35 protein-coding genes are annotated in these 19,800 nt (G+C 39.5%); all 35 read left to right on the top strand.

Going from position 1 to position 19,800, the window contains the following annotated elements; all coding sequences use genetic code 11:
- Window positions 1-28 precede the first annotated feature (28 nt).
- Window positions 29-1,219 carry an elongation factor Tu gene (gene tuf / locus RVS70_RS09060; protein ID WP_026680232.1) on the top strand — a complete coding sequence of 397 codons (1,191 nt, stop codon included), beginning with the start codon at window positions 29-31 and terminating at the stop codon, window positions 1,217-1,219.
- A gap of 405 nt (window positions 1,220-1,624) precedes the next feature.
- Complete coding sequence (rpsJ, locus tag RVS70_RS09055; protein ID WP_021292712.1) at window positions 1,625-1,933, top strand: 30S ribosomal protein S10; 309 nt, start codon at window positions 1,625-1,627, stop codon at window positions 1,931-1,933.
- Between the two features lie 28 nt (window positions 1,934-1,961).
- A complete protein-coding gene (gene rplC, locus RVS70_RS09050; RefSeq protein ID WP_026680233.1) occupies window positions 1,962-2,591 on the top strand; it encodes a 50S ribosomal protein L3 in 630 nt (209 codons plus the stop codon).
- 26 nt (window positions 2,592-2,617) lie between these two features.
- Window positions 2,618-3,241 (top strand): 50S ribosomal protein L4, encoded by a 624-nt coding sequence (rplD, locus tag RVS70_RS09045; protein ID WP_026680234.1) that lies wholly within the window; start codon window positions 2,618-2,620, stop codon window positions 3,239-3,241.
- Window positions 3,241-3,528, top strand: coding sequence for a 50S ribosomal protein L23 (gene rplW, locus RVS70_RS09040; protein WP_026680235.1), 288 nt, complete (start codon window positions 3,241-3,243; stop codon window positions 3,526-3,528). Before rplD ends, rplW begins: the two co-directional genes overlap by 1 nt.
- A 31-nt stretch (window positions 3,529-3,559) precedes the next feature.
- Complete coding sequence (gene rplB / locus RVS70_RS09035; protein WP_026680236.1) at window positions 3,560-4,390, top strand: 50S ribosomal protein L2; 831 nt, start codon at window positions 3,560-3,562, stop codon at window positions 4,388-4,390.
- Between the two features lie 57 nt (window positions 4,391-4,447).
- Window positions 4,448-4,726, top strand: coding sequence for a 30S ribosomal protein S19 (gene rpsS, locus RVS70_RS09030; RefSeq protein ID WP_026680237.1), 279 nt, complete (start codon window positions 4,448-4,450; stop codon window positions 4,724-4,726).
- 18 nt (window positions 4,727-4,744) lie between these two features.
- Entirely contained in the window at window positions 4,745-5,086 is a 342-nt protein-coding gene (gene rplV / locus RVS70_RS09025) for a 50S ribosomal protein L22 (RefSeq protein ID WP_321132933.1), read from the top strand.
- A gap of 3 nt (window positions 5,087-5,089) precedes the next feature.
- On the top strand, window positions 5,090-5,731 hold the full coding sequence (rpsC, locus tag RVS70_RS09020; protein WP_026680239.1) for a 30S ribosomal protein S3: 642 nt from the start codon (window positions 5,090-5,092) through the stop codon (window positions 5,729-5,731).
- Window positions 5,732-5,749: 18 nt separating this feature from the next.
- Window positions 5,750-6,184: a 50S ribosomal protein L16 gene (gene rplP, locus RVS70_RS09015; protein WP_026680240.1), complete on the top strand. Its 435-nt coding sequence runs from the start codon at window positions 5,750-5,752 to the stop codon at window positions 6,182-6,184.
- The gene (gene rpmC, locus RVS70_RS09010; protein WP_026680241.1) at window positions 6,174-6,374 is read left to right on the top strand and encodes a 50S ribosomal protein L29; all 201 of its coding nucleotides are present in this window, start codon (window positions 6,174-6,176) and stop codon (window positions 6,372-6,374) included. Before rplP ends, rpmC begins: the two co-directional genes overlap by 11 nt.
- A 27-nt stretch (window positions 6,375-6,401) precedes the next feature.
- Complete coding sequence (gene rpsQ / locus RVS70_RS09005) at window positions 6,402-6,665, top strand: 30S ribosomal protein S17 (RefSeq protein ID WP_121604289.1); 264 nt, start codon at window positions 6,402-6,404, stop codon at window positions 6,663-6,665.
- 41 nt (window positions 6,666-6,706) lie between these two features.
- The gene (gene rplN, locus RVS70_RS09000) at window positions 6,707-7,075 is read left to right on the top strand and encodes a 50S ribosomal protein L14 (protein ID WP_026680243.1); all 369 of its coding nucleotides are present in this window, start codon (window positions 6,707-6,709) and stop codon (window positions 7,073-7,075) included.
- A 35-nt stretch (window positions 7,076-7,110) separates the two neighbouring features.
- Complete coding sequence (gene rplX, locus RVS70_RS08995; protein WP_026680244.1) at window positions 7,111-7,422, top strand: 50S ribosomal protein L24; 312 nt, start codon at window positions 7,111-7,113, stop codon at window positions 7,420-7,422.
- Between the two features lie 24 nt (window positions 7,423-7,446).
- Entirely contained in the window at window positions 7,447-7,986 is a 540-nt protein-coding gene (gene rplE, locus RVS70_RS08990; protein WP_026680245.1) for a 50S ribosomal protein L5, read from the top strand.
- A 30-nt stretch (window positions 7,987-8,016) separates the two neighbouring features.
- Window positions 8,017-8,202 carry a type Z 30S ribosomal protein S14 gene (locus RVS70_RS08985; RefSeq protein ID WP_019375521.1) on the top strand — a complete coding sequence of 62 codons (186 nt, stop codon included), beginning with the start codon at window positions 8,017-8,019 and terminating at the stop codon, window positions 8,200-8,202.
- 29 nt (window positions 8,203-8,231) lie between these two features.
- On the top strand, window positions 8,232-8,630 hold the full coding sequence (gene rpsH / locus RVS70_RS08980) for a 30S ribosomal protein S8 (RefSeq protein ID WP_026680246.1): 399 nt from the start codon (window positions 8,232-8,234) through the stop codon (window positions 8,628-8,630).
- A gap of 31 nt (window positions 8,631-8,661) precedes the next feature.
- Window positions 8,662-9,198 carry a 50S ribosomal protein L6 gene (rplF, locus tag RVS70_RS08975; RefSeq protein WP_321132927.1) on the top strand — a complete coding sequence of 179 codons (537 nt, stop codon included), beginning with the start codon at window positions 8,662-8,664 and terminating at the stop codon, window positions 9,196-9,198.
- Between the two features lie 32 nt (window positions 9,199-9,230).
- Window positions 9,231-9,593, top strand: coding sequence for a 50S ribosomal protein L18 (gene rplR, locus RVS70_RS08970; protein WP_026680248.1), 363 nt, complete (start codon window positions 9,231-9,233; stop codon window positions 9,591-9,593).
- Between the two features lie 20 nt (window positions 9,594-9,613).
- A complete protein-coding gene (gene rpsE, locus RVS70_RS08965; RefSeq protein ID WP_026680249.1) occupies window positions 9,614-10,117 on the top strand; it encodes a 30S ribosomal protein S5 in 504 nt (167 codons plus the stop codon).
- A gap of 13 nt (window positions 10,118-10,130) precedes the next feature.
- A complete protein-coding gene (rpmD, locus tag RVS70_RS08960) occupies window positions 10,131-10,313 on the top strand; it encodes a 50S ribosomal protein L30 (protein WP_026680250.1) in 183 nt (60 codons plus the stop codon).
- A 32-nt stretch (window positions 10,314-10,345) separates the two neighbouring features.
- On the top strand, window positions 10,346-10,786 hold the full coding sequence (gene rplO, locus RVS70_RS08955; protein WP_026680251.1) for a 50S ribosomal protein L15: 441 nt from the start codon (window positions 10,346-10,348) through the stop codon (window positions 10,784-10,786).
- Window positions 10,786-12,081: a preprotein translocase subunit SecY gene (gene secY / locus RVS70_RS08950; RefSeq protein WP_026680252.1), complete on the top strand. Its 1,296-nt coding sequence runs from the start codon at window positions 10,786-10,788 to the stop codon at window positions 12,079-12,081. The genes rplO and secY overlap by 1 nt, the downstream gene beginning before the upstream one ends.
- Window positions 12,082-12,114: 33 nt before the next feature.
- On the top strand, window positions 12,115-12,759 hold the full coding sequence (locus RVS70_RS08945; RefSeq protein ID WP_026680253.1) for an adenylate kinase: 645 nt from the start codon (window positions 12,115-12,117) through the stop codon (window positions 12,757-12,759).
- 267 nt (window positions 12,760-13,026) lie between these two features.
- Entirely contained in the window at window positions 13,027-13,362 is a 336-nt protein-coding gene (locus tag RVS70_RS08940) for a KOW domain-containing RNA-binding protein (protein ID WP_026680254.1), read from the top strand.
- Window positions 13,340-13,558, top strand: coding sequence for a translation initiation factor IF-1 (gene infA, locus RVS70_RS08935; RefSeq protein ID WP_010095735.1), 219 nt, complete (start codon window positions 13,340-13,342; stop codon window positions 13,556-13,558). The genes RVS70_RS08940 and infA overlap by 23 nt, the downstream gene beginning before the upstream one ends.
- A 29-nt stretch (window positions 13,559-13,587) precedes the next feature.
- The gene (gene rpmJ, locus RVS70_RS08930; RefSeq protein WP_005999442.1) at window positions 13,588-13,701 is read left to right on the top strand and encodes a 50S ribosomal protein L36; all 114 of its coding nucleotides are present in this window, start codon (window positions 13,588-13,590) and stop codon (window positions 13,699-13,701) included.
- Window positions 13,702-13,724: 23 nt separating this feature from the next.
- Window positions 13,725-14,090, top strand: coding sequence for a 30S ribosomal protein S13 (rpsM, locus tag RVS70_RS08925; protein WP_026680255.1), 366 nt, complete (start codon window positions 13,725-13,727; stop codon window positions 14,088-14,090).
- Between the two features lie 19 nt (window positions 14,091-14,109).
- Window positions 14,110-14,499, top strand: a complete 390-nt coding sequence (gene rpsK / locus RVS70_RS08920) for a 30S ribosomal protein S11 (protein WP_026680256.1) — start codon at window positions 14,110-14,112, stop codon at window positions 14,497-14,499.
- Between the two features lie 213 nt (window positions 14,500-14,712).
- The gene (locus tag RVS70_RS08915) at window positions 14,713-15,657 is read left to right on the top strand and encodes a DNA-directed RNA polymerase subunit alpha (RefSeq protein WP_026680257.1); all 945 of its coding nucleotides are present in this window, start codon (window positions 14,713-14,715) and stop codon (window positions 15,655-15,657) included.
- Window positions 15,658-15,752: 95 nt separating this feature from the next.
- A complete protein-coding gene (rplQ, locus tag RVS70_RS08910; RefSeq protein ID WP_026680258.1) occupies window positions 15,753-16,106 on the top strand; it encodes a 50S ribosomal protein L17 in 354 nt (117 codons plus the stop codon).
- Between the two features lie 211 nt (window positions 16,107-16,317).
- On the top strand, window positions 16,318-17,157 hold the full coding sequence (locus tag RVS70_RS08905; RefSeq protein WP_026680259.1) for an energy-coupling factor ABC transporter ATP-binding protein: 840 nt from the start codon (window positions 16,318-16,320) through the stop codon (window positions 17,155-17,157).
- Window positions 17,133-18,005 (top strand): energy-coupling factor ABC transporter ATP-binding protein, encoded by an 873-nt coding sequence (locus RVS70_RS08900; protein WP_026680260.1) that lies wholly within the window; start codon window positions 17,133-17,135, stop codon window positions 18,003-18,005. Before RVS70_RS08905 ends, RVS70_RS08900 begins: the two co-directional genes overlap by 25 nt.
- Window positions 17,998-18,795 carry an energy-coupling factor transporter transmembrane component T family protein gene (locus RVS70_RS08895; protein WP_026680261.1) on the top strand — a complete coding sequence of 266 codons (798 nt, stop codon included), beginning with the start codon at window positions 17,998-18,000 and terminating at the stop codon, window positions 18,793-18,795. Before RVS70_RS08900 ends, RVS70_RS08895 begins: the two co-directional genes overlap by 8 nt.
- A gap of 72 nt (window positions 18,796-18,867) precedes the next feature.
- Window positions 18,868-19,620, top strand: a complete 753-nt coding sequence (truA, locus tag RVS70_RS08890) for a tRNA pseudouridine(38-40) synthase TruA (RefSeq protein WP_026680262.1) — start codon at window positions 18,868-18,870, stop codon at window positions 19,618-19,620.
- Window positions 19,621-19,800 lie beyond the last annotated feature (180 nt).

Here is a 19,800-nt window from a genome sequence, read left to right as displayed (position 1 = left end):
TTTTACTTATTTAAAGGAGGAACTATAAATGGCTAAAGAAAAGTTCGATCGCTCTAAAAGTCACGTAAACGTTGGTACAATTGGACACGTTGACCATGGTAAAACTACATTAACTGCTGCAATTACAATTGTAATGCATAAAAAATCTGGTAAAGGTACGGAAATGGCTTATGACCAAATCGATAACGCACCAGAAGAAAAAGAACGTGGAATCACAATTGCAACTTCCCACGTAGAATATGAAACAGATACTCGTCACTACGCACACGTTGACTGCCCAGGTCACGCTGACTATGTTAAAAACATGATCACTGGTGCTGCTCAAATGGACGGAGCTATCCTAGTAGTATCTGCTGCAGATGGTCCAATGCCACAAACTCGTGAGCATATCTTACTTTCTAAAAACGTTGGAGTACCTTCAATCGTTGTATTCCTTAACAAAACAGATATGGTAGACGATGAAGAATTACTAGAACTTGTAGAAATGGAAGTTCGTGATCTATTAACAGAATACGATTTTCCTGGTGATGATGTACCAGTAATCAAAGGTTCTGCTCTTAAAGCAATTGAAGGAGATGCAGAATACGAAGAAAAAATCGTTGAACTAATGAATGCTGTTGACGAGTATATCCCAACTCCAGATCGTGACAAAGACAAACCATTCATGATGCCTGTTGAGGACGTATTCTCTATCACTGGACGCGGTACAGTTGCCACTGGTCGTGTTGAACGTGGTGAAGTACGTGTTGGTGATGAGGTTGAAATCATCGGTCTAAACGAAAAAGCTGAGAAAACTACTGTAACTGGTGTGGAAATGTTCCGTAAGCTTCTTGACTATGCTGAAGCTGGAGACAACATTGGTGCACTTCTACGTGGTGTTGCTCGTGAAGAAATCAATCGTGGACAGGTGCTTGCTAAACCAGGCTCTATTACTCCACACACTAAATTTAAATCAGAAGTTTATGTTCTATCTAAAGAAGAAGGTGGACGTCATACGCCATTCTTCGCAAACTATCGTCCACAATTCTATTTCCGTACTACTGACGTAACAGGTGTTATTACACTTCCAGAGGGTACTGAAATGGTTATGCCTGGAGATAACATCGAAATGAGTGTTGAGCTTATTTCACCAATCGCTATTGAAGATGGTACTCGCTTCTCTATCCGTGAAGGCGGACGTACTGTTGGATCTGGTGTTGTAACTTCAATTGAAAAATAATTAATGCTATAATATAAAGCACAGCTGGCGTGACGACGCTATCTGTGCTTTGTTTTTTTATATGATGAACCGTTAAATAGTAAATCTAATAATAATGAAATAGATGAATCTTATAATATTTTAAACTGTAATAGCTAGAATTTCTGCGATTTTCCAGTTTTATTTTAGTATAATCCCTTGAAATCACTAGCTAGAACACGTATAATACATAGATGTGCAATTCCCTAGAATTTATGTATAAAGGGTTGCATTGACCAGTTTTTTTCTATATAATAATAATGTTGGTCATCAGAGGCGATGAAACGGAAGGTTGTTGGCACACCCGGCCCCTTTGCCATGGCTGGTTGTTAAGAAATTTCCGTGGAGTATGTCTATACAAATATGGGCGAAAAAGGAGGGAAAATAATGGCAAAAGAAAAAATCAGAATCCGTTTAAAAGCTTATGATCACCGTATTCTAGATCAATCAGCTGAGAAAATTGTAGATACTGCGAAGCGTTCAGGTGCAAATGTGTCTGGTCCAATTCCGCTACCTACAGAAAAATCAGTTTACACTGTACTACGTGCGGTTCATAAATATAAGGATTCACGTGAACAATTCGAAATGCGTACACATAAGCGTCTAATCGACATTGTTAATCCTACACCACAAACAGTTGATTCACTAATGCGTCTTGACTTACCATCTGGTGTAGATATCGAAATCAAACTATAATTTTTGTTTTAAATAGGAGGTGTAACGGATGACGAAAGGAATCTTAGGTCGTAAAATCGGCATGACTCAGCTATTTTCTGAAACTGGAGAGTTAATCCCTGTTACAGTTATTCAAGCTGAGCCAAATGTGGTATTGCAAAAAAGAACGTTAGAGAATGATGGTTACGAAGCGCTACAACTCGGTTTTGCTGATGCGAAGGAATCACGTACTAACAAAGCGGAAAAAGGTCATGCTGAAAAAGCAAACACAACCCCTAAGCGCTACGTTCGTGAAATCCGTAACGCAAATCTTGATGAATATGAAGTAGGTCAAGAAATCAGCGTTAATGTTTTTGAAGCTGGAGATAAAATCGATGTAACTGGTACAACAAAAGGGAAAGGATTCCAAGGTTCCATTAAGCGTCACAACCAACAACGTGGCCCAATGTCCCATGGATCTCATTACCACAGAAGCCCGGGTTCTCTAGGTGCTGTTGACCCAATGCGTGTATTTAAAGGAAGACCACTTCCAGGGCGTATGGGTGGCGATCAAGTAACGATTCAAAACCTAGAAATTGTCAATGTAGATGAAGAACGCAATCTACTTTTAGTCAAAGGTAATGTTCCAGGTGCAAAAAAATCATTCGTAAAAATCACGAGTGCAATTAAGGCTAACTAATCATACACACGAAGGGAGGATATGTCATGCCTAAAGTAGCACTATTAAAACAAGACGGTACAAAAGCTGGTGATATGGAATTAAATGATTCTGTATTCGGCATTGAACCAAACACACATGTTTTACATGAAGCAGTAGTAATGCAACGTGCGTCTTTACGTCAAGGTACGCATGCGGTAAAAAACCGTTCTGAAGTACGTGGTGGTGGTCGTAAACCATGGCGTCAAAAAGGAACTGGTCGTGCACGTCAAGGTTCTATTCGTTCTCCACAATGGGTTGGCGGTGGAACTGTATTCGGACCAACACCGCGCAGCTATAGCTACAAATTACCAAAGAAAGTCCGTCGTCTAGCGCTAAAATCTGCACTATCTTCAAAGGTAAACGAAGATAACCTTGTAGTTTTGGAAAGTATCGTAATGGATACTCCAAAAACGAAAGAAATAGTTAAGATGCTAGATGCATTGAATGTTGATACAAAAGCATTGATTGTAGTTTCTGAAAAAGATGAGTCAGTTATCCGCTCAGCAAACAACTTGCAATCTGTTAATGTTCTAACTGTAGAAGAGCTAAATATTCTAGACTTGCTTGGACATGACAAGCTGATCCTAACGAAGGATGCAGCTGAAAAAGCAGGGGAGGTGCTTGCATAATGAAAGATCCACGTGATATTATTAAGCGCCCTGTCATCACTGAGAACTCAGCTGATTTAATGGCAGAAAAGAAATACACGTTTGAAGTAAGCCCTAAAGCTAACAAAACAGAAATTAAAAACGCTGTTGAACTAGTTTTTGGAGTGAAAGTAGAAAAAGTAAACACAATGAACTTAAAAGGTAAATTCAAGCGAATGGGACGTTACGGTGGGTATCGTTCAGACCGCAAAAAAGCTATCGTACAGCTTTCAGAAGATAGTAAAGAACTAGACTTCTTTGAAGCATAACAAAAGAATTTTGTGAAGGAGGGAAAACAAGATGGCGATTAAAAAGTTCAAACCGACGTCAAATGGTAGACGTAATATGTCCGTATCTGATTTTGCAGAAATCACCACAGATACGCCAGAAAAATCCCTTTTAAGCCCGCTTTACAAACGTGGTGGTCGTAATAATCAAGGGAAATTAACTGTTCGTCATCAAGGTGGCGGCCATAAGCGTCAATACCGTATCATCGATTTCAAACGTGATAAAGATGGTATACCAGGACGCGTTGCTACTGTTGAATATGATCCGAACCGTTCAGCTAATATTGCATTAATTCATTATGCTGATGGTGAAAAACGTTATATTCTAGCACCAAAAGGAATCAAAGTAGGTCAGGAAATTGAATCTGGCGAAGGTGCTGATATTAAATTAGGAAATGCTCTACCACTAGCAAATATTCCAGTTGGTACGATCATTCACAATGTTGAATTAAAGCCAGGACGCGGCGGACAGCTTGCTCGTTCAGCTGGTGCTGAAGCTCAAATCCTTGGACGTGAAGAGAAGTACACATTGGTTCGTTTAGCATCAGGAGAAGTTCGTTTAGTATTATCTACTTGTCGTGCTACTGTAGGTCAAGTTGGTAACATCGAACATGAGCTTGTTCGTGTTGGTAAAGCAGGACGTTCTCGTTGGTTAGGCAAGCGCCCAACTGTACGTGGATCTGTTATGAACCCGAATGATCACCCACACGGTGGTGGTGAAGGACGTGCGCCAATCGGACGTAAATCACCAATGTCACCTTGGGGTAAACCAACCCTTGGATATAAAACACGTAAACGCAACAAGCCGTCTGATAAATATATCGTTCGTAAGCGTAAAAAATAAACGAAAACTGTGGCGGGAAAAATTACCCGTCTCTCAAGTGCGAAAGGAGGTTTATCCATGGGTCGCAGTTTGAAAAAAGGACCTTTTGCAGATGACCATCTGATGAAAAAGATTGAAGTTTTAAATGAAGGCGATAAAAAACAAGTAGTAAAGACTTGGTCTCGTCGCTCTACTATATTCCCTACTTTTGTCGGACATACGATTGCTGTTTATGACGGACGTAAACATGTTCCAGTATATATTACAGAAGACATGGTCGGACACAAATTAGGAGAATTCGCGCCAACACGCACTTACAAAGGGCATGCCGGCGATGATAAGAAAACAAAACGCTAATGAGAGGAGGCACACAACATGCAAGCTAAAGCCGTTGCGAAATCGGTTCGTATTGCTCCTCGTAAAGTACGTTTAGTCGTTGATCTTATTCGAGGAAAAAATATTGGTGAAGCAATTGCGATTTTACGCCATACACAGCGCGGTGCTTCTCCAGTCGTAGAAAAAGTTTTAAACTCTGCGATCGCTAATGCAGAGCATAACTACGAAATGGATACAGACAATCTAGTAGTTTCGGAAGCATTCGTAAACGAAGGTGCTACATTGAAACGTTTCCGTCCACGTGCACAAGGACGTGCAAGCAGAATTAACAAGCGCACAAGCCACATCACAGTTGTGGTAACAGAAAAGAAGGAGGGATAGTCAGTGGGTCAAAAAGTAAATCCAACAGGTCTTCGCGTCGGTATTATTAAAGACTGGGAGTCTAAATGGTACGCAGGCAAGGACTATGCAGACTTACTACACGAAGATATTAAAATTAGAGAATATCTTGAAAACCGCTTAAAAATTGCTGCTGTTTCTTCGATCGAAATAGAACGTGCAGCAAACCGCGTGAACATTACGATTCATACTGGTAAACCAGGTATGGTAATTGGTAAAGGCGGGTCAGAAGTAGAAGCACTACGTAAATCATTGAACAGCCTTACAGGCAAACGAGTTCATATCAATATCGTAGAAATCAAAAAAGTCGATATCGATGCAACATTAGTTGCTGAAAATATTGCTCGTCAATTAGAAAACCGTATTTCATTCCGTCGTGCTCAAAAACAAACCATTCAACGTGCAATGCGCGCTGGAGCAAAAGGGATTAAAACACAAGTATCTGGACGTCTTGGCGGAGCAGATATCGCTCGTGCGGAACATTATAGTGAAGGAACAGTACCACTACACACTTTACGTGCTGATATAGACTATGGTACAGCAGAAGCTGATACAACCTATGGTAAATTAGGTGTAAAAGTGTGGATTTACCGTGGAGAAGTCCTTCCAACTAAATCAGAAAAATAAGGAAGGGGGCAATGCATTATGTTAATGCCTAAACGTGTGAAATATCGTAGACAACATCGTGGTAAAATGAGAGGCCAAGCTAAAGGCGGCACAACAGTAGCTTTCGGTGAATTTGGTCTGCAAGCAACAGAAGCTTCATGGATTACTAGCCGTCAAATCGAGGCTGCTCGTATTGCAATGACTCGTTACATGAAACGTGGCGGTAAGGTTTGGATTAAAATCTTCCCAGACAAACCATACACTGCAAAACCCCTAGAGGTTCGAATGGGTTCCGGTAAAGGTGCTCCTGAAGGATGGGTAGCAGTAGTTAAGCCAGGGAAAATTATGTTTGAAATCGCAGGTGTATCAGAAGAGGTTGCTCGCGAAGCGTTGCGTCTTGCTTCTCATAAACTTCCGATCAAAACTAAGTTTGTAAAACGTGAAGAAATTGGTGGTGAAAGCAATGAAGGCTAATGAAATTAGAGAACTAACCACTGCCGAAATTGAACAAAAAGTTAAATCGTTAAAAGAAGAACTATTTAATTTACGCTTCCAACTTGCAACAGGCCAATTGGAAAACACTGCACGCATTCGTGAAGTTAGAAAGTCAATTGCACGTATGAAAACTGTAGTACGTCAACGTGAATTAAGCGTAAATAACTAGAAAATTGAAGAGGAGGTTAGCCTCGATATGACTGAACGTAATAATCGTAAAGTATACACAGGCCGTGTTGTTTCCGATAAAATGGATAAAACAATTACTGTTTTAGTTGAAACGTATAAGTTCCACAAGCTATACGGCAAACGTGTAAAATACTCTAAAAAGTTAAAAGCACATGATGAAAATAACCAGGCTAAAACTGGTGACATTGTAAGTATCATGGAAACTCGTCCGCTATCAGCTACTAAGCGTTTTCGTCTAGTTGAAGTTGTTGAAGAAGCGGTAATTATATAATATAGTTCGCTAAGGAAGATCCGAAGGGAGGTCACAGCGATATGATTCAACAAGAAACTCGTTTGAAAGTCGCAGATAACTCTGGTGCTCGTGAATTGCTAACCATTAAAGTATTGGGTGGATCAGGACGTAAAACAGCTAATATCGGTGATGTTATTGTATGTACTGTAAAAGAAGCAACACCAGGAGGCGTTGTCAAAAAAGGTGACGTTGTTAAAGCTGTTATTGTTCGTTCGAAGTCTGGTGCACGCCGTAAAGATGGGTCATATATTCGTTTTGATGAAAATGCAGCGGTAATCATCCGTGATGATAAAAGTCCAAGAGGAACTCGTATCTTCGGACCAGTCGCACGTGAATTACGTGATGCAAAATTCATGAAAATCGTATCTCTTGCTCCAGAAGTATTATAAGCTAAAAATTAGCCTTGTTAGGAGGTGCGTTAAGCATGCATGTAAAAAAAGGTGATAAAGTTAAAGTAATTTCCGGCAAAGACCGTGGAAAAGAAGGTACTATCTTAGAAGCATACCCGAAAAAGGATCGTGTGCTAGTTGAAGGAATTAATATGATTAAAAAACATGCCAAACCTTCTCAAGAAAACCCGCAGGGCGGTATTCTTAATCAAGAAGCACCAATCCATGTTTCTAACGTAATGCCGATAGATCCTAAATCCGGTGAACCAACTCGTGTTGGGCATGAAGTACGTGATGGAAAGAAAGTCCGCATCGCTAAAAAATCCGGTGAAGCATTAGATAAATAGGTTCAGCGAAAGGAGGGCGACATGATGAATCAACTTAAAAATAAATACCAAGATGAAATAGTACCATCTTTGATGAATAAATTTAACTATGAATCTGTGATGCAAGTACCAGCAATCGAGAAGATTGTCATCAACATGGGTGTTGGTGATGCAGTACAGAACTCAAAAGCTTTGGATAACGCTGTCGAAGAGCTTTCATTAATTTCTGGTCAAAAGCCAATGATAACTCGTGCAAAGAAATCTATCGCTGGTTTCCGTCTCCGTGAAGGAATGCCAATCGGTGCTAAAGTAACCCTTCGCGGTGAGCGTATGTACGAATTTCTTCAAAAGCTAATTGCAGTATCACTTCCACGTGTACGTGACTTCCGTGGTATTTCTAAAAAAGCTTTTGATGGTCGTGGAAACTACACATTAGGTGTTAAAGAACAACTAATTTTCCCAGAAATTAACTATGATAAAGTTAACAAAGTACGTGGTATGGATATTGTTATCGTAACAAGCTCCAATACTGACGAAGAAGCTCGTGAACTTCTGGCTCAGCTAGGCATGCCTTTCCAAAAGTAAACGAAAGAGCTAATACAAGGAGGGAAAATAGTGGCTAAAAAATCAATGATTGCAAAACAAAAACGTCCACAAAAGTACCAAGTACGTGAATATACACGTTGTGAACGTTGTGGCCGTCCACATTCTGTAATCCGTAAATTTAAACTTTGCCGTATTTGTTTCCGTGAACTTGCCTATAAAGGTCAAATTCCTGGTGTCAAAAAAGCAAGCTGGTAAACCCCGATTCGGGAAGGAGGTAATGATTAATGGTTATGACAGATCCAATCGCAGATATGCTAACTCGTATTCGTAATGCTAACATGGTAAAACATGAAAAGTTAGAGCTTCCGGCTTCTACAATCAAAAAAGAGATCGCTGATATCTTGAAACGTGAAGGTTTTGTTTCTGACTATGAGCTTGTTGAAGATAACAAGCAAGGCGTTCTGCGTATTTTCCTTAAATACGGTACAAACGAAGAGCGAGTTATTACAGGTATAAAACGAATTAGTAAACCAGGTTTACGTGTTTACGCAAAAGCTAATGAGGTACCACGTGTACTTAACGGATTAGGTATTGCTATCGTTTCAACTTCTAAAGGAGTGCTTTCAGACAAAGAAGCGCGTTCTCAAGCAGTTGGTGGCGAAGTACTTGCATATGTCTGGTAATTGATTATTTAATGATGAGGAGGTGCATGGAATGTCTCGTATAGGACTTAAACCGATTGAAATTCCCCAAGGTGTAGAAGTTAAACTGGAAGGTAATGCTGTTTCAGTTAAAGGACCTAAAGGTGAGTTAACACGAAATCTACATCCAGATATTAAAGTTAATATGGAGGATAATGTGATTACGCTAGAGCGTCCAAGTGATCACAAAGACCACCGCGCATTACACGGTACTACTCGAAGCCTTATCAACAACATGGTTGAAGGAGTAAGTAAAGGATTTGAGAAGTCTCTTGAAATTATCGGGGTTGGTTACCGTGCGCAAAAACAAGGTAACAAAGTAGTGATTAACGCTGGTTACTCACATCCTGTTGAATTAGACCCTGTTGACGGTATCGAAATTGATGTACCAAAAAACACACAAGTTATTGTTAAAGGTATTGATAAAGAGTTGGTTGGAGCGGTTGCTTCTAATATTAGAGCAATTCGTCCGCCAGAACCGTATAAAGGTAAAGGTATTCGTTACGAAGGTGAATACGTACGTCGTAAAGAAGGTAAAACTGCTAAGTAAGAATAGTTAGGGAGCAGAAAGGAGTGACCTAAATGATTACAAAACCTGACAAAAATGTTATACGTAAAAGAAGACATGCACGTGTACGTAAGAGTCTTTTTGGTACACAGGAGCGTCCTCGTTTAAACGTATATCGTTCAAATAAACACATCTATGTACAATTAATTGATGATCTCAATGGATCTACTGTTGCAAGTGCTTCAACGAAAGACAACGAAATTAATGTTGAATCTACAAGTAATGTAGAAGCAGCAAAGCAGGTCGGAGAAATGATCGCTAAACGCGCTCAGGATAAAGGTTACAAATCGGTTGTATTTGATCGCGGAGGCTACCTTTATCATGGTCGTGTGAAGGCTTTAGCAGACGCTGCAAGAGAAGCAGGTCTTGAATTTTAATCGATAAAGGAGGGACATACATGAGTAAAAACATTGATCCGAACAAATTAGATCTAGAAGAACGCGTTGTTACGGTCAACCGTGTTGCAAAAGTTGTAAAGGGTGGACGTCGTTTCCGTTTCGCAGCTCTAGTTGTAGTCGGAGATAAGAATGGTCATGTAGGTTTTGGTACAGGAAAAGCGCAAGAGGTACCAGAAGCAATTAAAAAAGCAGTTGACGATGCTAAGAAAAATTTAATTACAGTACCGATCGTTGGAACCACAATTCCGCATGAAATTCATGGTCAATTTGGTTCTGGTAATGTATTATTAAAACCAGCTGCAGAAGGTACAGGAGTTATCTCTGGTGGCCCAGTTCGTGCCATCTTGGAACTTGCTGGTGTAGGTGATATACTAACTAAATCACTAGGTTCAAATACACCAATTAATATGATTCGTGCAACATTGAATGGACTAACAAACTTGAAGCGTGCAGAAGACGTAGCAAAACTACGCGGGAAGTCTGTAGAAGAACTGTTAGGATAAGGAGGGAACTGTTATGTCTAAAAAACTAGAAATCACCCTCACGCGCAGTGTTATTGGTGGAACAGAAGGTCAAAAGAAAACTGTTCAAGCACTAGGACTTAAAAAAATTCGTCAATCTGTTGTTCATGAAGATACGCCAGCTCTTCGTGGTATGGTTAATAAAGTATCTCATTTAATAGCGGTTAAAGAAGTTTAAATACGAAATTAGCGTAAAGAGGAGGTGCTCGCATGAAACTTCATGAATTGAAGGCTGCAGAAGGTACACGTAAAAATCGTAATCGTGTAGGTCGTGGTATGTCATCAGGTAACGGTAAAACATCCGGTCGTGGACATAAAGGTCAAAAAGCACGTTCTGGCGGTGGAACTCGTCCGGGCTTTGAAGGTGGTCAAATGCCACTATTTCAACGTCTGCCAAAACGAGGATTTACAAACATTCACCGTAAAGAATTTGCAATTGTAAACCTGGATACTTTAAATCGTTTTGAAGACGGCACAGAAATTACACCTGAGCTATTACTGGAAGAAGGTGTCGTAAGCAAACTTAAAGCCGGTATTAAAGTACTTGGCAATGGTGCTATCGAAAAGAAACTAACAGTAAAAGCTCACAAGTTCTCTGCTTCAGCGAAAGAAGCAATAGAGGCAGCGGGCGGTAAAACAGAGGTGATTTAATGTTCCGTACAATCTCCAATTTTATGCGCGTAGGTGACATTAGGCGGAAAATAATTTTCACATTATTGATGTTGGTTGTCTTCCGTCTAGGCACATTTATTCCTGTGCCATTTACAGATAAGCTAGCAATCGATCAATTGATGAACCAGCAAAACGTATTTGGATTTCTGAATACATTTGGTGGGGGAGCCTTACAAAACTTCTCCATTTTTGCCATGGGAATTATGCCTTATATTACGGCATCAATTATTATGCAATTATTGCAGATGGATGTTGTACCCAAATTTGCTGAATGGAAAAAGCAAGGGGATGCAGGCCGAAAGAAATTAGCGCAGGTTACGCGTTACGGTACGATTGTCCTTGCGTTTATCCAAGCAATTGCAATGTCTATTGGCTTTAATGCGATGGCAGGTGGTTTGCTAATTGCTGACCCTGGAATAATGAAGTTTCTTGTTATTGCTATTGTGTTAACAAGTGGAACTGCATTCCTGATGTGGTTAGGTGAACAAATCACTGCTAATGGAGTAGGTAACGGAATTTCCATCATTATTTTTGCAGGTATCGTAGCAGCAGTACCGAATGGAATTAAACAATTATACAGCCAGTATTTTATAAATCCTGGTGATGATTTGTTTATTAACATTGTTATTGTTGCCTTAATTGCTTTGGTAGTTGTAGCAGTGACAGTTGGAGTAATTTTCATTCAACAGGCATTGCGAAAAATACCTATACAATATGCCAAAAAACTTGTAAATCGCTCTCCAGTTGGCGGGCACTCTACACATTTACCGTTAAAAGTAAATGCTGCTGGGGTAATTCCAGTCATTTTCGCGATTGCATTTATCATGGCACCTAGTACGGTTGCCAGTTTCTTTGAAGGTAATCAGATTGCAGCAACAATTCAACGTATATTCGATTATACGCAGCCAACAGGTATGGTTATTTATGTAGCATTAATTATTGCTTTCACTTATTTCTATACATTTGTTCAAGTGAATCCTGAACAAATGGCTGAGAATTTACAAAAACAAGGTGGCTACATTCCGGGCATTCGTCCTGGTAAGAATACGGAAACGTATTTGACAAGAGTCTTATATCGTTTAACATTCGTAGGCGCGCTGTTTTTAGCAGCTGTATCTGTACTACCAATCGCCCTAGGTGGAATAGCCGATCTACCTGCGTCTATACAAATTGGCGGCACAAGCTTACTTATCGTTGTAGGTGTTGCCCTGCAAACGATGAAACAATTGGAAAGTCAGTTGGTAAAGCGTCACTACAAAGGGTTTATAAAGTAATTTTTGCTGACAATGAGAGCGAGGGGAAAATTGTTGAACTTGATTTTAATGGGTCTGCCAGGTGCTGGTAAAGGTACGCAGGCTGAGAAAATAAATGAAAAATATAACATCCCTCATATTTCAACAGGAGATATGTTCCGTTTAGCTATTAAAGAGGGAACAGACCTAGGAAAGAAAGCAAAAGAATATATGGATCAAGGCGAACTTGTTCCAGATGAAGTTACGATTGGGATTGTCAGAGAACGCTTGGGTAAGGATGATTGTAAGAATGGCTTCCTATTAGATGGTTTTCCAAGGACAATCGCTCAAGCAGAAGCCTTACAGGACTTATTGCAAGATATGGATCAATCCATTGATTACGTACTTCATGTAGATGTACCGGAAGAAAAATTAGTGGAGCGTCTAACTGGTCGTAGAATTTGTCCGACATGCGGAGCAACTTATCATGTAGTTTATAACCCGCCTAAGGAAGATGGGGTCTGTGATAAGGATGGTTCACAATTAATCCAACGTGATGATGATAAAGCCGATACGGTGAAAACTCGTTTATCTGTAAATATGGAGCAAACCAAACCGTTATTGGATTTTTACGAGGATAGAGGATATCTTGTAACTGTCAATGGAGATAAGGATATTGATGAAGTATTTCAAGATATTCAGTCAAAAATTGAAAAATAAGCATCTTAACTGTAATTAAGCGCACGAGGGATGCAATTCTAATTGTTAAAAGTTATAATTAGTCGAGAGTAACATACGCATAAACGTGTATTACTTCATAATAAAGTGACACAGGATGAAAAGTGAGTAAACCTTTTTCCTATTTTTAGTTGTTCTAAGGGTGGATAAAGAGTACGAAGAAGTTCGATAATACGTCTTTACCGGACCTTTGGGACATCATCTAAAAGGTAGCCATATAAACTATAGCCTAAGTGAAGGTGATCGTTGTTGAACGAAGATGATTCGATTCCGCTAATAGGTCAAGTTGTTCGTATTATGCAAGGACGTGAAGCGGGTCAATACGCATTAGTAATTAAAATTATCGATGAAAAGTATGTCTTGCTTGCAGATGGGGAAAAACGTAAATATGATCGACCAAAGAAAAAGAATCTGCATCATATTGAAAGAATGGATTATATTTCTCCAGAAGTCCAAAACAGCCTTCTAGAAACTGGTCGTGTCACAAATGGTAAATTACGATTTGCCATAGCTAAATTTGTCAATGAAGTTGTGACTGATTTGAAGAAGGGAGATCAACACGATGGCGAAAGACGATGTAATTGAAGTGGAAGGAACCGTAACAGAAACGTTGCCAAATGCGATGTTTAATGTAGAATTGGAAAATGGTCATACAGTATTAGCCCATGTATCTGGTAAAATTCGTATGCATTTTATTCGCATTCTTCCTGGCGATAAAGTAACGGTTGAACTTTCTCCGTATGATTTAACTAGAGGACGAATTACGTATCGTTATAAATAAGCTCTGCTCCATTAAAGGAGGTAAAGATGATGAAAGTAAGAGCATCAGTAAAACCCATTTGTGAAAAATGTAAAGTTATTAAACGAAATGGTAAAGTAATGGTAATTTGTGAAAATCCGAAGCATAAGCAAAAACAAGGTTAAGAAATTGGAGGTGTTTGAAAGCTATGGCACGTATTGCAGGTATTGATATTCCACGTGATAAACGTGTAGTTATTTCACTAACCTATATTTATGGTATTGGAAAAAACACTGCACAAAATATCCTTAAAGAAGCAGGCGTTTCCGAAGACACACGCGTACGCGACCTTACAGAGGATGAATTAGGAAGAATCCGTAAAGCAACGGACGAATATACAATTGAAGGTGACCTTCGTCGTGAAGTATCCCTTAATATTAAACGCCTAATCGAAATCGGCTCTTATCGCGGTATCCGTCATCGTCGTGGGCTTCCTGTTCGTGGACAGAAAACAAAAAATAATTCACGTACACGTAAAGGACCACGTCGTACGATCGCTAATAAGAAGAAATAACGAAAAGGAGGTATAATCTATGGCACGTAAAACTAATACACGTAAACGTCGTGTGAAAAAGAATATTGAGTCAGGTATTGCACATATCCGTTCAACGTTCAACAACACAATTGTAACGATTACGGACACACAAGGTAACTCTCTTGGATGGAGTTCAGCTGGTGCACTTGGCTTTAAAGGCTCACGTAAATCTACACCTTTTGCTGCACAAATGGCAGCTGAAACTGCTGCTAAGTCTGCAATTGACAATGGCATGAAAACACTTGAAGTAACGGTTAAAGGACCTGGAGCTGGCCGTGAAGCAGCTATCCGTTCACTTCAAGCAGCAGGATTGGAAGTTACTGCAATTAAGGACGTAACTCCAGTTCCTCACAACGGTTGTCGCCCACCAAAACGTCGTCGTGTATAATTATACCGTATATAATTTGTCACCCTGTCTATAATGGGTTATGATAGCTAAAAGTGTAAAGGAGTATATCTCCTTTAGCGAACAGCATCCGAGAGACAAGAACGTACGAAAGAACTACAGGTAGTGCAGAAACGCCAACTGCCTATTTGAGGAATTTCGGTTAGACAGCTGGTCTAACCGGGGTTTCGACGTTTTAAAGGAGGGTTTTATTGAATGATCGAAATTGAAAAACCAAAAATTGAAACGGTAGAAATCAGCGATGATGCTACATTTGGAAAATTCGTAGTCGAACCGCTCGAACGTGGATATGGTACCACTCTAGGAAACTCCTTGCGTCGTATCCTACTATCCTCACTTCCAGGTGCTGCTGTTACATCAGTTCAAATTGATGGAGCGCTACATGAATTTTCAACAATCGAAGGTGTTGTTGAAGATGTGACAACGATTATTTTGAATCTGAAGAAACTAGCTCTAAAGATTTACTCTGATGAAGAGAAAACATTAGAGATTGATGTGCAGGGAGAAGGAAAAGTTACGGCTGCAGACCTAACATTCGATAGTGATGTAGAAGTATTAAATCCGGATTTGCCAATTGCAACGTTAAATAGCAAAGGCAGCTTGCATATGAAGATTACAGCAGAACGTGGACGTGGCTATCGTCCCGCTGATGCTAACAAAAGAGATGACCAACCAATTGGTATCATACCAATTGATTCAATTTTTACTCCAGTGTCACGTGTTACGTATCAAGTAGAGAATACACGTGTAGGGCAAGTAGCTAATTTTGATAAATTAACAATGGATGTATGGACTGACGGAAGTATTCGACCTGAAGAAGCTGTTTCTTTAGGCGCGAAAGTCTTTACGGAGCATCTAAACATTTTTGTAGGCTTAACAGATGAAGCGCAGAACGCAGAGATTATGGTCGAAAAAGAAGAAGATCAAAAAGAAAAAGTGATGGAAATGACCATCGAAGAACTTGATCTATCTGTTCGATCTTATAACTGCTTAAAACGTGCTGGTATCAATACAGTTCAAGAGCTTTCAAATAAATCTGAAGAAGATATGATGAAAGTACGTAATCTTGGTCGCAAGTCATTAGAAGAGGTAAAAGTAAAACTTAATGACCTTGGCCTAGGCTTACGAGATGATGACTGATAAAATCAAAAGTGCAGTATGATCTGGACATAGCTTTTTTCAGTTGATCGTATTTTAAATAAGTCATTAGTCATCATGAAAGGGAGGGATAGTCCATGGCTAGAAAATTAGGTCGTACAACCGATCATCGTATGGCGTTGCTTCGTAACCTTGCTTCTGACTTAATTATTCATGAACGGATTGAAACAACAGAAGCAAAAGCGAAGGAGCTAAGATCCATCGTAGAAAAAATGATTACTTTAGGTAAGCGTGGGGATCTTCATGCTCGCCGTCAAGCAGCATCATTTCTATATAACAAGGAAGCTAACGAAAACGAAAATGTGATTCAAAAACTTTTCGATGATGTGGCTCCACGTTACGAAGACCGTCAAGGTGGATACACTCGTGTTCTTAAATTGGGTGCTCGTCAAGGTGACGGAGCAGAAATGGCAATTATTGAACTAGTTTAATGTAACCACATCCGACAAGGGCAGGACTGAATCTCTTCTACGAGGTGCATCCAAGCCCTTTTTTTGTAGAAGGAAAAAGGAAAGGAAAGATCATTCGTCTAACATACGAATTGCATCGTAAAGCCTTAATCAATCAGCTAAAGAACGAAGCTGAGACATGTTCATTAGAAGAAAGAATACACCCCGGGTGAGTTTAGATGGAGGAACAATGATGAGTAAGAAGTTAATCGAGTTTAGAAATGTATCTTTTCGATATGGAGATGAGCAGCCTTGGGTACTAAAGAATTGTTCGTTTACAATCTATGAAAATGAGTGGGTTGCCATAATTGGTCATAATGGTTCAGGTAAATCCACGATCGCTAAATTAATGAATGGTTTATTGTTTCCGCAAGAGGGTGAAATTTTCATAGATGACAAGCAGGTAAATTCGGAATCTGTATGGGATGTACGGAAAGATGTTGGAATGGTTTTTCAAAATCCAGATAACCAGTTTGTGGGAACGACGGTTCAGGACGATGTAGCCTTTGGCATGGAAAATAGAGGATTACCTCGAGAAGAAATGCTTAAGCGCTTGGATGATGTCTTAAGCGCTGTAGGTATGGAGGATTATCGAATTACAGAACCACATCGATTATCTGGTGGACAAAAACAGCGTGTAGCGATTGCAAGTGTTCTAGCCATTTCCCCAAAGGTTATAATTTTAGATGAAGCGACAGCAATGCTTGATCCAAAAGGGCGAAACGAAATTATGAAGACAATAGCTGGCGTACAGAAGGTAAAAGAGGTCACATTACTTACGATCACCCATGACTTACAAGAAGTCATTCAAGCTGATCGTGCCATTGTAATGAATGATGGACAGATTTGGGCGGAGGGTGTGCCGAGAGAAATTTTTTCAAAGAAGGAAGCATTGCGTAAGATTGGATTGGATGTTCCGTTTGTATCTAGGTTAGCTGATGTATTAAAAGCAGAGGCCATTCCCGTTACACAGGAGCCACTAAATCATGAAGAACTGCTGGAGGACTTATGGATATTACATTCAAGAACGTAAGCTACGTATATCAACAGCATACACCGTTCGCACATAAAGCAATTGACCATTTAGATTTTCATATCCCTTCTGGTTCTTTTGTAGCAATTATCGGACATACTGGTTCTGGAAAATCAACATTAATCCAACATTTAAATGGACTAATCAGACCAACTGAAGGTGACGTATGGATAGGAGATTATCATTTAAGCGCAGAAGAAAAACCTAAATTAATGAAAGAGCTTAGAAGTCGTGTAGGTGTTGTATTTCAATATCCGGAGCATCAACTATTTGAGGAAACGGTAGCGAAGGATATTGGCTTTGGTCCGCGAAATTTTGGTGTTGGGGATAGAGAAATACAAGACAGAATTCCAGAAGTTCTATCAGCTGTTGGCTTAACGGAAGATTTCTTGAACCGTTCTCCGTTTGACTTAAGCGGTGGCCAAATGAGGCGGGTGGCAATAGCTGGTGTATTAGCAACAAAGCCTGAAGTACTTGTATTGGACGAGCCTACTGCTGGATTAGATCCACGTGGACAGAAGGAAATCATGGAAATGTTCTATACCAGGCATCATGAGCAAGCACTTACGACAATTTTAGTAACACATAGTATGGAGGATGCAGTAAAATACGCTGATCATGTCATTATTCTTAATAAGGGAACCAAATATATGGAAGGGAAGCCTGAGGAAGTATTTGTCCAAAAAGAGGCATTACAGAATGTACAGTTAGACGTTCCAGAAATGGTACAATTTCTTGATAACTATGAAAAGAAATTTGGTATCCATATCCCCTATACTAGGCAAACTGTGCAACAACTTGGTTTGCAAATGAAGCGTTCGTTAAAAGGGGGAACCCTACATGAATAATGCTTTGGTTATTGGTCAGTATGTCCCGGGAAATTCTATCATTCATAAGTTAGATCCACGGACAAAGATTTCGATAATATTTATTTATGTTTTCATTGTGTTTTTTGCCAATAATGTTTGGAGTTATGGGATATTAACAGCTTTTGCCTTAGCTAGTTTAATTTCATCCAAAGTCCCGATTAAGTTTATATTAAAAGGGTTAACGCCCGTATGGTTTCTTATTATCTTTACGTTTATTCTCCATATGATTGTCACGAAAGAGGGCAAGCCTGTATTGGAAATATTTACGCTTACTATTTATACTGGTGGGTTAATTCAAGGATTTGCGATATCGATGAGGTTCTTTTTACTTATTTTAGTAACCTCTCTATTAACCCTAACCACGACACCAATTGAGATCACGGACGCGATTGAGGATATGCTACGTCCTTTAAAGAAAGTGAAGTTTCCTGTGCATGAATTAGCATTAATGATGTCTATTTCACTACGATTCATCCCCACTCTACTACAGGAAACAGAAAAGATATCGAAGGCGCAGGCTTCAAGAGGTGTTGATTTTAAAACAGGACCTGTAAAAGAAAGGATAAAAGCTGTCGTACCTTTGCTTGTTCCATTATTTGTCAGTGCTTTCAAGCGCGCAGAAGAACTGGCAATGGCTATGGAAGCAAGAGGATATCAAGGTGGAGAGGGGCGCACAAAGCTTCGTGAATTAAAAATTGCGAAACGTGATGTGTTCATCTATATCTTATTTCTTTGTATTATAATCGGATTATTTATTACACGAAATTAATTATTATAATTGGAAGGATAGAATTTCCGTTACTACGATAATATCTATCTTTCAAAGGAAGGCTGCTACAGTATGGTAAGACTTAAGTGCATTATTAATTATGACGGATCACAGTTTTCAGGCTTTCAGATACAGCCTAAGAAACGAACCGTACAAGGGGCGTTAGAGACAGCTTTAACTAAAATGCATAAAGGGGAGTACATTCGTATTCAAGCTTCTGGAAGAACAGATACAGGTGTTCATGCGAAGGGTCAAACCATTCATTTTGACTCAGCTTATGATATTCCTCTATATAACTGGAAGCAGGCCTTAAATACCTTACTTCCGAATGATCTATATGTTAAAGAAGTCGAATATGCAGATGATTCATTTCATGCACGCTATGATGTAATTGAAAAAGAATATCGATATTATGTTTGGCATGAAAGTGAACCGGATGTATTTAAACGGAATTATGCATATTATTTTCCTTATGAATTAGATATTAGGTCCATTCAAGCGGCTTGTGATTATCTAGAGGGGACCCATGATTTTACAACTTTTTCCTCTGCTAAAGCTACTACCAAAGGAACAAAAGAGCGGACGCTTTATCAGGTGAGTTGTGAAAAGAAAGGCTCGGAAATTGAGTTTATCTTTCGCGGGAGTGGTTTTTTATATAATATGGTCCGAATTATCGTAGGTGTCCTTTTAGATATAGGTCAAGGAAGGCGTCAGCCGGCTGATATCATGGATTTATTGGCGAAGAGGGATAGAAGGCTTGTTGGAGAAACCGTGCCCTCAGAAGGCCTCTATTTATGGAATGTTAGGTATGATGAAAAAAGGTAAGCGGATTGTCGGAGAAAATGCAAATCATATGCATCAGCTCTTGACAAAATCCTATCATTTGGTGTATTATGATCTATGGCATTTTATTTCTAAACCATGATTAGCCCCGGAAACTAATTATGTTGAAATAGACGAATGAATATTGAAATTGATTTTTTTTAAATATGGAGGGAAACACTC

The organism is Virgibacillus sp. M23, from assembly GCF_034190895.1.
Taxonomy (GTDB): domain Bacteria; phylum Bacillota; class Bacilli; order Bacillales; family Amphibacillaceae; genus Virgibacillus; species Virgibacillus salarius.
The sequence above is the reverse complement of the archived record's forward strand: the minus strand, read 5'-3'. Positions and strand labels throughout refer to the sequence as shown.

What these genes read in the sequence shown, in the direction of transcription:
- rplC (WP_026680233.1), top strand. Translation starts at nt 1,962, where the DNA reads ATGACGAAAGGAATCTTAGGTCGTAAAATCGGCATGACTCAGCTATTT.
- RVS70_RS08895 (WP_026680261.1), top strand. Translation starts at nt 17,998, where the DNA reads ATGAATAATGCTTTGGTTATTGGTCAGTATGTCCCGGGAAATTCTATC.
- secY (WP_026680252.1), top strand. Translation starts at nt 10,786, where the DNA reads ATGTTCCGTACAATCTCCAATTTTATGCGCGTAGGTGACATTAGGCGG.
- truA (WP_026680262.1), top strand. Translation starts at nt 18,868, where the DNA reads ATGGTAAGACTTAAGTGCATTATTAATTATGACGGATCACAGTTTTCA.
- rplO (WP_026680251.1), top strand. Translation starts at nt 10,346, where the DNA reads ATGAAACTTCATGAATTGAAGGCTGCAGAAGGTACACGTAAAAATCGT.
- RVS70_RS08915 (WP_026680257.1), top strand. Translation starts at nt 14,713, where the DNA reads ATGATCGAAATTGAAAAACCAAAAATTGAAACGGTAGAAATCAGCGAT.
- rplD (WP_026680234.1), top strand. Translation starts at nt 2,618, where the DNA reads ATGCCTAAAGTAGCACTATTAAAACAAGACGGTACAAAAGCTGGTGAT.
- rpmJ (WP_005999442.1), top strand. Translation starts at nt 13,588, where the DNA reads ATGAAAGTAAGAGCATCAGTAAAACCCATTTGTGAAAAATGTAAAGTT.
- rpmD (WP_026680250.1), top strand. Translation starts at nt 10,131, where the DNA reads ATGTCTAAAAAACTAGAAATCACCCTCACGCGCAGTGTTATTGGTGGA.
- rpsQ (WP_121604289.1), top strand. Translation starts at nt 6,402, where the DNA reads ATGACTGAACGTAATAATCGTAAAGTATACACAGGCCGTGTTGTTTCC.
- rpsS (WP_026680237.1), top strand. Translation starts at nt 4,448, where the DNA reads ATGGGTCGCAGTTTGAAAAAAGGACCTTTTGCAGATGACCATCTGATG.
- rplE (WP_026680245.1), top strand. Translation starts at nt 7,447, where the DNA reads ATGAATCAACTTAAAAATAAATACCAAGATGAAATAGTACCATCTTTG.
- rplF (WP_321132927.1), top strand. Translation starts at nt 8,662, where the DNA reads ATGTCTCGTATAGGACTTAAACCGATTGAAATTCCCCAAGGTGTAGAA.
- rplP (WP_026680240.1), top strand. Translation starts at nt 5,750, where the DNA reads ATGTTAATGCCTAAACGTGTGAAATATCGTAGACAACATCGTGGTAAA.
- rpsJ (WP_021292712.1), top strand. Translation starts at nt 1,625, where the DNA reads ATGGCAAAAGAAAAAATCAGAATCCGTTTAAAAGCTTATGATCACCGT.
- rpsM (WP_026680255.1), top strand. Translation starts at nt 13,725, where the DNA reads ATGGCACGTATTGCAGGTATTGATATTCCACGTGATAAACGTGTAGTT.
- rplX (WP_026680244.1), top strand. Translation starts at nt 7,111, where the DNA reads ATGCATGTAAAAAAAGGTGATAAAGTTAAAGTAATTTCCGGCAAAGAC.
- rplQ (WP_026680258.1), top strand. Translation starts at nt 15,753, where the DNA reads ATGGCTAGAAAATTAGGTCGTACAACCGATCATCGTATGGCGTTGCTT.
- rplR (WP_026680248.1), top strand. Translation starts at nt 9,231, where the DNA reads ATGATTACAAAACCTGACAAAAATGTTATACGTAAAAGAAGACATGCA.
- rpmC (WP_026680241.1), top strand. Translation starts at nt 6,174, where the DNA reads ATGAAGGCTAATGAAATTAGAGAACTAACCACTGCCGAAATTGAACAA.
- rpsK (WP_026680256.1), top strand. Translation starts at nt 14,110, where the DNA reads ATGGCACGTAAAACTAATACACGTAAACGTCGTGTGAAAAAGAATATT.
- tuf (WP_026680232.1), top strand. Translation starts at nt 29, where the DNA reads ATGGCTAAAGAAAAGTTCGATCGCTCTAAAAGTCACGTAAACGTTGGT.
- RVS70_RS08905 (WP_026680259.1), top strand. Translation starts at nt 16,318, where the DNA reads ATGAGTAAGAAGTTAATCGAGTTTAGAAATGTATCTTTTCGATATGGA.
- rpsH (WP_026680246.1), top strand. Translation starts at nt 8,232, where the DNA reads ATGGTTATGACAGATCCAATCGCAGATATGCTAACTCGTATTCGTAAT.
- infA (WP_010095735.1), top strand. Translation starts at nt 13,340, where the DNA reads ATGGCGAAAGACGATGTAATTGAAGTGGAAGGAACCGTAACAGAAACG.
- rplN (WP_026680243.1), top strand. Translation starts at nt 6,707, where the DNA reads ATGATTCAACAAGAAACTCGTTTGAAAGTCGCAGATAACTCTGGTGCT.
- rplB (WP_026680236.1), top strand. Translation starts at nt 3,560, where the DNA reads ATGGCGATTAAAAAGTTCAAACCGACGTCAAATGGTAGACGTAATATG.
- RVS70_RS08900 (WP_026680260.1), top strand. Translation starts at nt 17,133, where the DNA reads ATGGATATTACATTCAAGAACGTAAGCTACGTATATCAACAGCATACA.
- rplV (WP_321132933.1), top strand. Translation starts at nt 4,745, where the DNA reads ATGCAAGCTAAAGCCGTTGCGAAATCGGTTCGTATTGCTCCTCGTAAA.
- rpsE (WP_026680249.1), top strand. Translation starts at nt 9,614, where the DNA reads ATGAGTAAAAACATTGATCCGAACAAATTAGATCTAGAAGAACGCGTT.
- rplW (WP_026680235.1), top strand. Translation starts at nt 3,241, where the DNA reads ATGAAAGATCCACGTGATATTATTAAGCGCCCTGTCATCACTGAGAAC.